General features: G+C 67.6%; 10 protein-coding genes. 5 read left to right on the top strand and 5 right to left on the bottom strand.

Annotated features, from left to right (window positions below):
* Positions 1-102: 102 nt before the first annotated feature.
* From C167_RS0108245 to C167_RS0108225, 5 genes are all read right to left on the bottom strand, one after another.
* Positions 103-2,064, bottom strand: coding sequence for an acetyl/propionyl/methylcrotonyl-CoA carboxylase subunit alpha (locus C167_RS0108245; protein WP_017517793.1), 1,962 nt, complete (start codon positions 2,062-2,064; stop codon positions 103-105).
* Positions 2,064-2,861, bottom strand: a complete 798-nt coding sequence (locus C167_RS0108240; protein ID WP_017517792.1) for a gamma-carboxygeranoyl-CoA hydratase — start codon at positions 2,859-2,861, stop codon at positions 2,064-2,066. The genes C167_RS0108245 and C167_RS0108240 overlap by 1 nt, the downstream gene beginning before the upstream one ends.
* Before the next feature lie 10 nt (positions 2,862-2,871).
* Positions 2,872-4,479: a carboxyl transferase domain-containing protein gene (locus tag C167_RS0108235; protein WP_017517791.1), complete on the bottom strand. Its 1,608-nt coding sequence runs from the start codon at positions 4,477-4,479 to the stop codon at positions 2,872-2,874.
* A 111-nt stretch (positions 4,480-4,590) separates the two neighbouring features.
* Entirely contained in the window at positions 4,591-5,754 is a 1,164-nt protein-coding gene (locus C167_RS0108230; RefSeq protein ID WP_017517790.1) for an isovaleryl-CoA dehydrogenase, read from the bottom strand.
* Positions 5,755-5,808: 54 nt separating this feature from the next.
* Positions 5,809-6,213 carry a MerR family transcriptional regulator gene (locus C167_RS0108225; RefSeq protein ID WP_017517789.1) on the bottom strand — a complete coding sequence of 135 codons (405 nt, stop codon included), beginning with the start codon at positions 6,211-6,213 and terminating at the stop codon, positions 5,809-5,811.
* Positions 6,214-6,456: 243 nt separating this feature from the next.
* Between C167_RS0108225 and C167_RS0108220 the strand changes: the two genes are divergently transcribed.
* From C167_RS0108220 to C167_RS0108200, 5 genes are all read left to right on the top strand, one after another.
* Positions 6,457-8,355, top strand: a complete 1,899-nt coding sequence (locus C167_RS0108220) for a sigma-54-dependent Fis family transcriptional regulator (RefSeq protein ID WP_017517788.1) — start codon at positions 6,457-6,459, stop codon at positions 8,353-8,355.
* On the top strand, positions 8,355-10,082 hold the full coding sequence (locus C167_RS0108215) for an ABC transporter ATP-binding protein (protein WP_017517787.1): 1,728 nt from the start codon (positions 8,355-8,357) through the stop codon (positions 10,080-10,082). The genes C167_RS0108220 and C167_RS0108215 overlap by 1 nt, the downstream gene beginning before the upstream one ends.
* Positions 10,072-10,743 (top strand): S8 family serine peptidase, encoded by a 672-nt coding sequence (locus tag C167_RS0108210; RefSeq protein WP_026078892.1) that lies wholly within the window; start codon positions 10,072-10,074, stop codon positions 10,741-10,743. Before C167_RS0108215 ends, C167_RS0108210 begins: the two co-directional genes overlap by 11 nt.
* A 174-nt stretch (positions 10,744-10,917) precedes the next feature.
* On the top strand, positions 10,918-12,234 hold the full coding sequence (locus C167_RS0108205) for an NAD(P)/FAD-dependent oxidoreductase (RefSeq protein WP_017517785.1): 1,317 nt from the start codon (positions 10,918-10,920) through the stop codon (positions 12,232-12,234).
* A 63-nt stretch (positions 12,235-12,297) separates the two neighbouring features.
* Positions 12,298-12,825 (top strand): DUF3828 domain-containing protein, encoded by a 528-nt coding sequence (locus C167_RS0108200; RefSeq protein ID WP_017517784.1) that lies wholly within the window; start codon positions 12,298-12,300, stop codon positions 12,823-12,825.
* Positions 12,826-12,878: the final 53 nt, after the last annotated feature.

Below are 12,878 nucleotides of genomic sequence, written 5' to 3'. Positions count from 1 at the left end.
TGTCCTGAGCGGTTGGAGGTTCCGGCTCACACGGAAGGTCCGCGTGGCACGGACACTCCCTCTCCCTGAAGGGAGAGGGCGGGGGAGAGGGGCTTTTGGTCGTTACGCCGACGCCTCCTCCAGCTCCACCAGCGCCGTACCTTCCGACACCAGTTCGCCCTCGCTGCAATACAGCGATTTCACCACGCCGGCGTGCGGCGCGCGAATGCTGTGTTCCATCTTCATGGCTTCGAGCACCACCAGTGCGGCGCCGGCTTCGACGCTCTGCCCCGGTTCGACCAGGATGCGCACGATGCTGCCGTTCATCGGCGCGCCCAGGCCGCCCTGGTGCGAATGCGCGGCTTCGGCCTCGGCGATGGCGTCGAAACGCTGCACGTTGACCAGTTCACCGTTCCACTCCAGATAAAGGCTGTCGCCACGGCGGATCACCTGATGGCGGCGGCGAATCTCGCCGTCCTTCACGTCCAGCCACTGACCGTCGAGCTGGGCAATGCGCTGACCGTCGGCATGGCGCAGGCGCACCACCTGGGATTCGCCCTTGGCCAGCAGGTGCAGGTCGGTTTCCCCCGGCAGGCCGCTGCGCCAGCCGCTCTGGGCGGACCACGGCGAGTGGGCGTCGTCTGCGCGCACGCGGGCGGCTTCGCTCTGCACCCAGGCTTCCGCAGCGAGCTGCCAGAAGCGCTCGGGCAGTGCGGTCGGAGCGGGCAGCAGGGTGTCCTGGTAACGCGCAATGAAACCGGTATCCAGTTCGCCGTCGGCGAAGGCCGGGTGGGCCAGCACCCGGCGCAGGAACGCCAGGTTGGTCTTGAAGCCGCCAACGGCGGTTTCGCCGAGCATCGACAGCAGGCGCTGGCGCGCTTCTTCGCGGTTCTCGCCCCAGGCGATCAGCTTGGCCAGCATCGGGTCATAGAACGGCGAAATGTCGTCGCCCTCGCGGATGCCGCTGTCCACCCGGCGGCCGGGGCCGGCGGCGGGTTCGCGGTACAGCGCGAGGTGGCCGCTGGCGGGCAGGAAGCCGCCTTCGGGGTCTTCGGCGTACAGGCGCACTTCGATGGCGTGGCCCATCAGCGGCACCTGTTCCTGGGTGATCGGCAGCGGCTCGCCACGGGCGACGCGGATTTGCCAGGCCACCAGGTCGAGGCCGGTGATGGCTTCGGTGACCGGGTGCTCCACCTGCAGGCGGGTGTTCATTTCCATGAAGAAGAACTGGCCGCTGCCTTCGTCGTAGAGGAACTCCACGGTGCCGGCGCCGACGTAGCCGATGGCCTGGGCGGCGCGCACGGCGGCTTCGCCCATACCCTGGCGCAGTTCGACGGAAAGGCCCGGCGCCGGCGCTTCTTCCACCACTTTCTGGTGGCGGCGCTGGATCGAGCAGTCGCGTTCGTTGAGGTAGAGGCAGTTGCCGTGTTTATCGGCGAACACCTGGATTTCCACGTGGCGCGGCTTGGTCAGGTACTTCTCCACCAGCATGCGCGAATCGCCGAAACCGGACTGCGCCTCACGCTGGGCGGATGCCAGCGCCTCGGCCAGTTCGGCCTCGCGCTCCACCACCTTCATGCCCTTGCCGCCGCCGCCGGCGGCGGCCTTGAGCAGCACCGGGTAGCCGATGCGCTGCGCTTCGCGCTGGAAGGTCGCGTAGTCCTGGGCCTCGCCATGGTAGCCGGGCACCAGCGGCACGCCGGCGGTTTCCATCAGCGCCTTGGCCGCGGACTTGCTGCCCATGGCGTCGATGGCGCTGGCCGGCGGGCCGAGGAAGATCAGCCCGGCCTCTTCGCAGGCGCGAGCGAAGCCGGCGTTCTCCGAAAGGAAGCCGTAGCCGGGGTGGATGGCCTGGGCGCCGGCGGCTTTCGCGGCGGCAAGGACGGCGTCGGCGCGCAGGTAGCTTTCAGCGGGCTTGGCGCCGCCCAGGTCGATGGCGATGTCCGCCTCTTCGACGTGCCGGGCGTTGCGGTCGGTGGCGCTGTGCACGGCCACGGTGGTCAGGCCCAGGGCCTTGGCGGTGCGCATCACGCGGCAGGCGATCTCGCCGCGATTGGCCACCAGCAGGGTATCGATCTTGCTCATCAGGCTTGCTCCTGCCAGGCCGGTTTGCGTTTTTCCAGGAAGGCGCGCAGGCCTTCCTGTCCCTCGGGGCTGATGCGGATGCGGGCGATGGCCGCTTCGGTGTAGCGGCGCAGTTCGGGCTTGAGTTCGCCCGCGCCGATTTCGTGGAACAGCGCCTTGCAGGCCACCAGGGCCGCCGGACTGTTGTTCAGCAGGTTGGCGATCCAGGCGTCGGCTTTCTCGTCCAGTTCGGCGGCCGGATAGTGCTCGTCCACCAGGCCCAGCTCGCGGGCGCGCACGCCGCTGAAGCGCTCGGCGGTCATGGCGTAGCGGGTGGCGGCACGCTGGCCGATGGCCTTGGTGACGAACGGGCCGATGGTAGCCGGGATCAGGCCGATGCGCACTTCGGACAGGCAGAACTGCGCGTCCTCGGCGGCCAGGGCCATGTCGCAGCAGGAGACCAGTCCAACGCCGCCGCCGAAGGCCGCGCCCTGCACGATGGCGAGGGTGGGCTTCTTCAACTGGTGCAGGTTGTAGAGCAGTTCGGCGAGCTGCTGGGCGTCGTTCAGGTTGCCCTGGTAGTCCAGCTGCACGGATTCCTGCATCCAGGAAAGGTCCGCACCGCCGCAGAAGTGCTTGCCGCGCCCGCGCAGCACCAGCAGGCGCACGCGCTCCTCGCCGGCGACGATGTCCAGGGCCTGGATCAGTTCGGCGATGGTCTGGGCGTTGAAGGCGTTGTTCTTGTCCGGGCGGTTCAGCCAGAGGCTGGCGACGCCGCGCGGGTCGATGTCGAGTTCTATGTTCTGGAAGTCGGTCATGGCGGCGGCCTTACATGCGGAAGACGCCGAAGCGGGTCGCTTCGATGGGGGCGTTGAGCGAGGCGGAGAGGGCGAGGCCGAGCACGTCGCGGGTCTGCGCCGGGTCGATCACGCCGTCGTCCCACAGGCGCGCGCTGGAATAATAGGGATGACCCTGGCGCTCGTACTGTTCGAGGATCGGCGCCTTGATCTTCGCCTCGTCCTCGGCGGACAGCGCAGAGCCTGCGCGTTCGGCCTGCTCGCGCTTGACCTGGGCCAGCACGCCGGCAGCCTGTTCGCCGCCCATTACACCGATCCGCGCGTTGGGCCACATCCACAGGAAGCGGGGGTCGTAGGCGCGGCCGCACATGCCGTAGTTACCGGCGCCGAAGCTGCCGCCGATGATCACGGTGAACTTCGGCACCTGGGCGCAGGCCACGGCGGTGACCAGCTTGGCGCCGTGCTTGGCGATGCCGCCGGCCTCGTACTTCTGGCCGACCATGAAGCCGGTGATGTTCTGCAGGAACACCAGCGGGATGCCGCGCTGGCAGGCCAGTTCGATGAAGTGCGCGCCTTTCTGCGCGGCTTCGGCGAAGAGGATGCCGTTGTTGGCGAGGATCGCCACCGGGTAGCCGTGCAGGTGGGCGAAGCCGCACACCAGGGTGGTCCCGAACAGCGCCTTGAACTCATCGAATTCGCTGCCGTCGACCAGGCGCGCGATGATCTCGCGCACGTCGAAGGGCTGCTTGCTGTCCACCGGGATCACGCCGTACAGCTCTTCGCTGGCATACAGCGGCGCGCGCGGGGCGAGGGTGTTGAGCTTGCCCTGCTTGGTCCAGTTGAGGTTGGCGATGCAGCGGCGGGCGATGGCCAGCGCGTGTTCGTCGTCCTCGGCGTAGTGGTCGGCCACGCCGGAGGTCTTGCAGTGCACGTCGGCGCCGCCCAGGTCCTCGGCGCTCACCACTTCACCGGTGGCGGCCTTCACCAGCGGCGGGCCGGCGAGGAAGATGGTGGCCTGGTTGCGCACCATGATGGTCTCGTCGCTCATCGCCGGCACGTAGGCGCCGCCGGCAGTGCAGGAGCCCATGACCACGGCGATCTGCGGGATGCCCTGGGCGCTCATGTTGGCCTGGTTGAAGAAGATCCGACCGAAGTGCTCGCGATCGGGGAAGACTTCGTCCTGGCGCGGCAGGTTGGCGCCGCCCGAGTCCACCAGGTAGATGCACGGCAGGCGGTTCTGCTGGGCGATGGTCTGGGCGCGCAGGTGCTTCTTCACGGTCAGCGGGTAGTAGCTACCGCCTTTCACCGTGGCGTCGTTGCCGACGATCATGCATTCCACGCCTTCCACCCGGCCGATGCCGGCGACCACGCCGGCGGCGGCGACGTCTTCGCCGTACACCTCATGGGCGGCGAGGGCGGAGACTTCGAGGAAGGGCGAGCCGGCATCGAGCAGGCGGTTGATGCGCTCGCGCACCAGCAGCTTGCCGCGCGCGGTGTGCTTGGCCTGGGCGGCGGCGCCGCCGCCTTCGTGGACGCGGCCGAGCAGGGCGCGCAGGTCCTGGACGTTCTCCAGCATGGTCGCGGCGTTGGCGGCGTATTCCGGGGAACGGGTGTTGAGTTGGGTGCCGAGGATGGTCATGGGGTCTCCACGAGCGGGATTCGTTGTAGGAGCGAGCTTGCTCGCGAACAGCCCAGGTGCCAGGCGGGTTCGCGAGCAAGCTCGCTCCTACAGGGACGGATGCGGATAGGTTCAGCGGGTCTCGTTGAACAGCTCGCGGCCGATCAGCATGCGACGGATTTCGCTGGTGCCGGCGCCGATCTCGTAGAGCTTGGCGTCGCGCAGCAGGCGGCCGGTGGGGAACTCGTTGATGTAGCCGTTGCCGCCAAGGATCTGGATGGCGTCCAGGGCCATCTGGGTGGCGCGCTCGGCGGTGTAGAGGATCACCCCGGCGGCGTCCTTGCGGGTGGTCTCGCCACGGTCGCAGGCCTGGGCCACGGCGTACAGGTAGGCGCGGCTGGCGTTGAGCTGGGTGTACATGTCGGCGACCTTGCCCTGGATCAGCTGGAACTCGCCGATGCTCTGGCCGAACTGCTTGCGGTCGTGGATGTAGGGGACGATCACGTCCATGCAGGCCTGCATGATGCCGATCGGGCCGCCCGCGAGGACCACGCGCTCGTAGTCCAGGCCGCTCATCAGCACCTTCACGCCGCCGTTGACCGCGCCCAGCACGTTCTCTTCCGGCACTTCCACGTCATCGAAGAACAGCTCGCAGGTGTTCGAGCCGCGCATGCCCAGCTTGTCGAACTTGTTGCCACGGCTGAAGCCCTTCCAGTCGCGCTCGACGATGAAGGCGGTGATGCCGTGGGCGCCTTTTTCCGGCTCCGTCTTGGCATAGATCACGTAGGTGTTGGCGTCCGGGCCGTTGGTGATCCAGGTCTTGCTGCCATTGAGGACGAAACGGTCGCCACGTTTCTCGGCGCGCAGTCTCATCGACACCACGTCGGAGCCGGCGTTGGGCTCGCTCATGGCCAGGGCGCCGATGTGCTCGCCGCTGATCAGCTTGGGCAGGTACTTGGCCTTCTGCTCGGCATTGCCGTTGCGCTTGATCTGGTTGACGCACAGGTTGGAGTGCGCGCCGTAGGACAGGCCGACCGACGCCGAGCCACGGCTGATTTCCTCGATGGCGATGACGTGGGCCAGGTAGCCCATGTTGGCGCCGCCGTATTCCTCGCTGACGGTGATGCCGAGCAGGCCCATGTCACCGAACTTCTTCCACATGTCCATGGGGAACAGGTTGTCGGCGTCGATCTGCGCGGCGCGCGGGGCGAGTTCAGTGGCGACGAAGCCCTGCACCTGCTCGCGCAGCATGTCGATGGTTTCGCCGAGGCCGAAGTTGAGGGAGGGGTAGCTCATGGAATCACCTGTACTTGTAGTTGTAATTTGATGAGAGCGGAGCAGGGCGGCGAATCAGCTCGTGGCGCGCTGCTTGCGGGGTTTGTCGGTCTCGGCCATGGCCGCCAGGCAGCGCTCCTCGGCCGTGTCCAGTTCCAGTTTCATCTGCTCGATGTCGAGCAACTGTTGCTCAAGCTGTGCGCGGCGCGCGGTGATCTTGTCGAGGAAGGTCTGCAGCTGCCTGGTATTGCCGCTGCTGGGGTCGTAGAGGTCAATCAGCTCCTTGCACTCGGCCAGCGAGAAGCCGATGCGCTTGCCACGCAGGATCAGCTTCAGGGCCACCAGGTCCTTCGGGCTGTAGATGCGCTCCTGGCCACGGCGCTCGGGGCTGAGCATGCCCTGTTCCTCGTAGAAGCGGATGGCGCGGGTGGTGACGTCCAGTTCGCGGGCCAGCTCGGAGATGGTGTAGGTCGTGGGCATGGGAATCTTCTTGCTCGGTCGTTTACCTTTACGTTAACGTAAACCTGCCTTGGGTCACTGTCAACACACGCAATCGGCAACGGCGAATGCGTCGTGGCGCGAGAATTGCCTCTCGTCATGAGTAAGGCTTTCCTACGCTGAGCTTCCCCTTTACGGACGCTGTCCGCGGGTGTACACAGCCCTGACCAGCCTGCGAGTTCCCCACCCCCTGAAAAAGGGGCACGGAACCTACCGGAGCGATGCATGACGACAAGAACAATAAGCAGCGACCTGCTGCGCGAAGCCCACCTGGCCCGTGAACGCCTGCAACAGGAGGGCGAAGTGCCCAGTGGCGTGCTCCGCGAGGAAATCGACGCCTCCTGGCGACGCAGCGTGGGCCATGGTCTGGACTGCGCCAGCGGCACCGAGCATGGCCTCGATACACGGATCAAACCCGACGTGCTGCTGGCCGGTAATCGCCTGCTGCTCGATGCAGCCACTCCCGAACTCGACTACCTGCAACAACGCCAGGGCCACGACGGCGTGATCATCCTGGCCAACGCCGACGCCACCATCCTGTCCGTCGAAGGCGCTCGCGATCACATGCAGAGCAAAGGCTTGGCCGACATCGTCCAGGGTGCCTGTTGGAGCGAAGCTTCGCGCGGTACCAACGCCCTGGGCACCGCGCTGGTGGAAAAGCGCGCCACGCAGATCGACTGCGGCGAGCACTTCCTTGACCGCCTGAGCCGTTTCTCCTGTACCTCGGTGCCCATCGAAGGGCCGCAGGGCACGCTGCTCGGCGTGCTCGACATGACCCGCGAAGGGCCGCTCTCCGGCCCGCGCGAGAGCCTCTCGCTGCTCAGTCTCGCGGTGTTCCAGATCGAGGCGCGGCTGTTCGCCGTCAGCCATCCGGGGCAGGTGGTGATCGCCTTCCATTACCGCCGCCAGTACCTGGATTCCGCCTGGCAGGGCCTGCTGGCGCTGGGGCTGGACGGCAAGGTGCTGGCCGTCAGCGGCCAGGCCTGCCAACTGCTCGGCGCCACCCGCGAAAGCCTGGTCGGCCGGCGCAGCGAAGACCTCCTCGGTCTGCGCGGCGACCAACTGCTGGGCCGGCTCTACCAGGGCGGCGTCGGCAGCCTGCAGACGCCCAAGGGCGAGCTGTTCTACAAGACGCTGCAGGCGCCGCTGCGCAGCCACGCGGTGCCGGTCAGCGCCCGCGCGCCGCGCCCGGCCGCCGGCCCGGAACTCGAAGCGCTCGCCGGTAACCACCCGCGTTACGCCCGCGCCCTGCGCATGGCGCGCCAGGGCCTGGTGAACGAACTGCCGGTACTGCTGCTGGGCGAAACCGGCAGCGGCAAGGAAGTGGTGGCGCGCGCCCTGCACCAGGCCAGCGCGCGCAGCGACAAGCCCTTCGTTGCGGTGAACTGCGCGGCGATTCCCGAAGGCCTGATCGAGTCCGAGCTGTTCGGCTACCGTGACGGCGCCTTCACCGGCTCGCGGCGCGGCGGCATGGTCGGCCGGCTGCAACAGGCCCACGGTGGCACGCTGTTCCTCGACGAGATCGGCGACATGCCCCTGGCCCTGCAAGCGCGCCTGCTGCGCGTGCTGCAGGAGCGCAAGGTGGCGCCATTGGGGGCCGGCGAGGAGCAGGACATCGACGTCGCGCTGATCTGCGCCACCCACCGCGACCTCAAGCGCCTGGTGGAAGAGAAGCACTTCCGCGAGGACCTCTACTACCGCGTCAACGGCATCAGCGTGAAGCTCCCGGCGCTGCGCGAGCGCGACGACCTCGCCGAACTGGCCGCCGGCCTGCTGGCGCGTTTGGGCGCGCCGAAGGTGAAGCTCTCCGCCGAACTGCTCGGCCTGCTGCGCGAGTATCACTGGCCGGGCAACATCCGCCAGCTGGAGATGGTCCTGCGCACGGCGCTGGCCATGCGCGAGGAGGGCGAGGATGTGCTCGGCCTGGACCATCTGCCCGACAGCACCCTGGACGAACTCAGCGCCGGCGAGCGCCCGCAGAGCGGCAGCATCCGCGAGAACGAACTGGAGCTGATCCGCCAGGCGCTGGAGCGCCACCAGGGCAACGTCTCCGCTGCCGCCGACGCGCTGGGCATCAGTCGCGCGACGCTGTATCGCAAGCTCAAGCAACTCAAGGTGGGCTGATGTTCTTCACCCGCCTGATCGAGAGCGACGACCCGCAGGCGCTCAAGGCGTCGCTGCGCTGGCTGTACGGCTTCGTGCGGCCGCACAAGGCGGCCATCGCCGGCCTGCTCGGGTTGTCGTTCTGCGCATCCCTGTTGGTACTGGCGCAGCCCTGGCTGACCAAGCTGCTGATCGACGACGGCCTGCTGGCGAAGGACTTCCCGGTGCTGGTGATGGTCGCTGGCGCGATGATCGTCGTCGGCCTGGTCGGTACGGCCCTGTCCGGCCTCAACCGCTACCTGCACACGCGCCTGTCCGGGCGCATCCTGTTCGCCCTGCGCGATGCGCTTTACCGCCACCTGCAGACCCTCTCGCCGAGCTTCTTCGGCCGCCGCCGCATCGGCGACCTGATGTCCCGGCTGGACGGCGACGTGGCTGAGATCCAGCGCTTCGCCGTGGACTCGCTGTTCTCCGCCGTCTCCAGCGTGATCGGCCTGGTTGGCGCGCTGGTGCTGCTGCTCACCCTGTCGTGGAAGCTCTCGCTGCTGGTGGCGCTGCTGATCCCGCTGGACGTGCTCTGGCTGCGCTGGATGCGGCGCAAGGTGGAGCGCGAGGCGCGCGGTTTGCGCGAGCGTTCGGCGGACCTCTCGTCCTTCTTCGTCGAGACGCTGCCGGCGATGAAGTTCATCCAGTCCGCCGGCCAGCAGAACCGTGAAGCCGGGCGCCTGGAAGGCTTGGGGCAGGGCTACCTCGGGCAACTGCTACGCCTGCAACTCACCGAATTCTTCACCCAGGCGGTGCCCGGCACGCTGATGTCGCTGTCGCGCGCCTGCGCTTTCCTGGTCGGCGGCTACTGGGTGGTGCAGGGCACCTGGCAGCTGGGTTCGCTGATCGCCTTTTCCACCTATCTCGGCATGGCCATCGGGCCGGTACAGAGCCTGCTCGGCCTGTACGTGGCATTGCAGCGCATGACCGTCAGCCTCGGCCGGGTCATGGAGCTGCGCGGCGAGGAAGCCACCATCGTTTCCCCGGCTGCGCCACGGCCGATGCCGCACAACGGCGAGCTGCGCCTGGAGAATCTGCACTACGCCTGGCCGGGCCGCGCGCAGCCGGTGCTGCAGAACGTACAGGCGGTGATTCCCGCCGGCCTCAAGGTGGCGCTGAGCGGGCCGTCCGGGGTCGGCAAGAGCACGCTGATCGACCTGCTGCAACGCTTCTACGACCCAGACCAGGGCCGCATCCTGCTGGACGGCATCGACCTGCGCGAGCTCGACCTGCACGCCCTGCGTCGGCGCGTGGCGGTGGTCAGCCAGGACATCGTGCTGTTCCGCGGCAGCCTGGCCGACAACCTGGCCTACAGCGCACCGGAATCCACTCGTGAGGCCATCGAGAAAGCCGCCCGCGCAGCGCAGCTCGACAGCCTGGTTGCCAGCTTGCCCGAGGGTTTCGACAGCCCGCTGGGCGAGCGCGGCCAGCAGTTGTCCGGCGGTCAGAAGCAGCGCATTGCCATTGCCCGCGCACTGCTGCAGGACCCGCTGATCCTGGTGCTCGACGAAGCCACCTCGCAGGTGGACGAAAGCACCGAGCGCGAGGTGATCGCGGCCATCGACCAGCTGTTCGCCGGGCGCACGCGGCTGTTGATCAGCCACCGCACCTCGACCCTGGCCGTCGCCGACCTGCACCTGGAATTGCAGGATGGGGAGGTGCGTGTGCGTGAGGCTCAGTCGGCGCAGCACCATGAAGCCTGAGCTGCGGGTTGGGGTGATCGATAGTGGGCATGCTTCGGAGCAGGCGGGCTCCGTCGTCGGCGGGCAACGGTTTCGTCTCGCCGATGATGGATTGGACCGACTGCCACTGTCGGTTGATCGCCTGGGCCATGGCAGTGCCGTCTGCGAAGCGATTCTTTCCCCGGCGCCCGATGCCCGCCTGTTTGTCGCCCAGGTCTTCGATGAGCGTGGCGTGACCAGTCCATTGCAGATCGCCGCTGCGCTGCACTGGCTGGGCGAGCAGGGCGTGCGCGTGATCAACCTGAGCCTGGGCGTGCGCCAGGATCGGCCGATACTGCGTGAGGCTGTGGCGGAACTTATCGAGGCCGGCGTGCTGATGTGCGCATCGAGCCCGGCGCGGGGCGAGCCGGTGTTTCCGGCGAGCTATCCCGGTGTGATCCGCGTGACGGGCGATGCGCGTTGCGGCGACGGCCAGTGGTCCTGGCTGGATAGCCCGCAGGCTGACTTTGGTGCGGCGGTGAAGGTGGCAGGGCGTTCCGGTGCGAGCCTGGGCTGTGCGGCCTTCAGCGGCCATCTGGCGGCGCTGCTTGCGGAGCGGCCGGAGCTTTCCAATGTGCAGATCATTGAGGTGATGCGCGAGCGGGCGGTTTTTCGGGGGATCGAGCGGAAGGTGGGGTTGTGAGTTTGGCGATGCCCCCTCTCCCCAGCCCTCTCCCTGAAGGGAGAGGGAGCCGTCTTCTGCGCTCCCCCGGTCTTAGGTTTCTCCTGTGGTGTCAGGAGCACTCCGAGTATTCAGCTTGCGCGGAACTGTCCCCTCTCCCTTCAGGGAGAGGGTTAGGGAGAGGGCAACCGAAGTATGACTGAACTCCCCATCCTGATCCTCGGCGCCGGCCCCGCTGGTGCTGCCGTCGCTCTCGGCCTGCGCCGCCTCGGCCACCCCGTCACCGTGATCAGCGAATGGCGCCGCTTCGCCGCCGTGGAAGGCGTCTCCCAACGCGTACTGGAAGGCCTGCGCAATGCCGGTCTGAAGCACGCACTGGACTGCGCTGCACCGCCGTCGCAACGACGCGTGCAGTGGAACGGCGTGGAAAGCGCGCAGAACATCGAATGCGTCCTCGACCGCCCGCGCTTCGATGCGGGGCTGCGCGAGGACCTCAAGCAAGCCGGCGTCGAACTGATCGAAGCCCAGGTGCTGGCCGTAGCGGAAGACAGCCCCGGCTGGCAGGTGAAGCTCGAAGGCGGGCGGGAAGTGCAGGGCGCTTTTCTGGTCGAGGCTCGCGGCAGGCAGGCGCCGCTGAACCAGAAGGGCAGCAAGGCCCGGCGCGGCCCGGAAACCCTCAGCCTGCTCAACCGCTGGCAGGGCGAACCCGGGCCGTTGGCAACGGCGGTGGAAAGCTTGGCCGATGGCTGGGCGTGGATGGCGCGGCTGGAGGATGGACGCTGCTACTGGCAGCTCACCCTGGATGTCGCCAGCAGCCAGTTGCCGCCCCGCGAGCAGTTGCTCGATTACTGCCGCGAGCGCCGCGCCAGTTCGCAGCTGGTCCGACAATTCTTCGCTGATGCCGTCGAGCGCGAACTGGACCTGCACGCCCGCAGCAGCACGGCGATCCTCTGCCTGGAAGCCTGCGGCGATAACTGGATTCGCGTGGGCGATGCGGCGATGGCGGTGGACCCGCTGTCCGGCAATGGCATCTTCCAGTCGCTGTCTTCGGCCTTGCAGGCGCCGCTGGTGATCAACACGCTGCTGCGCGCGCCGGAGCGGGCGGAGCTTGCCAAACGCTTCCATCGGCAGCGGGTCGAGCAGCTGTTCCTGCGCTTCGCTCGCGTCGGCCGTGATTTCTACGCCAGTGAAACGCAGTGGAGCGAGCTGCCGTTCTGGCAGGCCCGTCGCGCCTGGCCGGACCAGCAGCCGAGCCACGCGCCGGCAGACTTCGCCAGCCTGCGCATAGAGCGTGCGCCGGTGTTGAGAGGAGAATTCGTCGACGAGGCGGAAGTGGTGATCAGCGCCGACCAGCCACTGGGTATCTGGCATCTGGATGGCCTGGAGCTGGCACCCTGGCTGCGGCGCCTGCGCACAGAGCCGCAGGCGCAGGTGCTCGCGGACTTGCCGCCGGAGCGACGGCGGGTCTTCCAGGGCTGGCTGCTGTCCCAGGGCTATCGCCCACCGCTTTAACCACTTCACGGAATTTCGAGGCTGCGTCGGGTGATGATATGCGGCTGCCCGATGGAGAATCCCATGGCCTTCCTGCGCTCCGCCTTCGCCCTGTCGCTGATCCTGCTGACGCTCTTCGATACCTCGCTCGCGGCGTCGACGCCGGTGGCCGATATCGCCAACGCGGAGCGCTTCGTGCGCCAGCTGTATGCCAGCTATTCGCCGGACGGCCCGGGTGTGCCGAACAAGACGCTGAAAGAAGAGGACGTCTACGACGCCTCGCTGATTGCGCTGATGAAGGCCGACCAGGACGCTGCCGATGGCGAGATCGGCTACCTCGATGGCGACCCTCTGTGCGATTGTCAGGACTGGGGCGATATCAGGGTGAGGTCGCTGGAGTTCGCCCCGGTGGACGACGAGCGCATCAAGGCGCGGGTGGTGCTCAAGGATGTGCTGACGGGGGAAGACCGCGATCTTGGCCTGCTGCTGCACCGCACGGCTGGCGGCTGGCTGGTCGAAGACTGCTTCAACGAGCAGGGCAGCCTGGCCAAGAACCTGCGGAATAGCACCCGGGAGCTGCTGCAGTTGAAGAAGGGCGCGAGCAAGCCCTGACGTACTTTTTAGGGGCGGCGGCTTGCGCCGGGTTCGCGAGCAAGCTCGCTCCT

Source organism: Pseudomonas nitroreducens TX1, assembly GCF_000313755.1.
GTDB classification, from domain to species: domain Bacteria; phylum Pseudomonadota; class Gammaproteobacteria; order Pseudomonadales; family Pseudomonadaceae; genus Pseudomonas; species Pseudomonas nitroreducens_A.
Note: the sequence above shows the minus strand (reverse complement) of the source record. Positions and strands in the feature narration are given on the sequence as shown.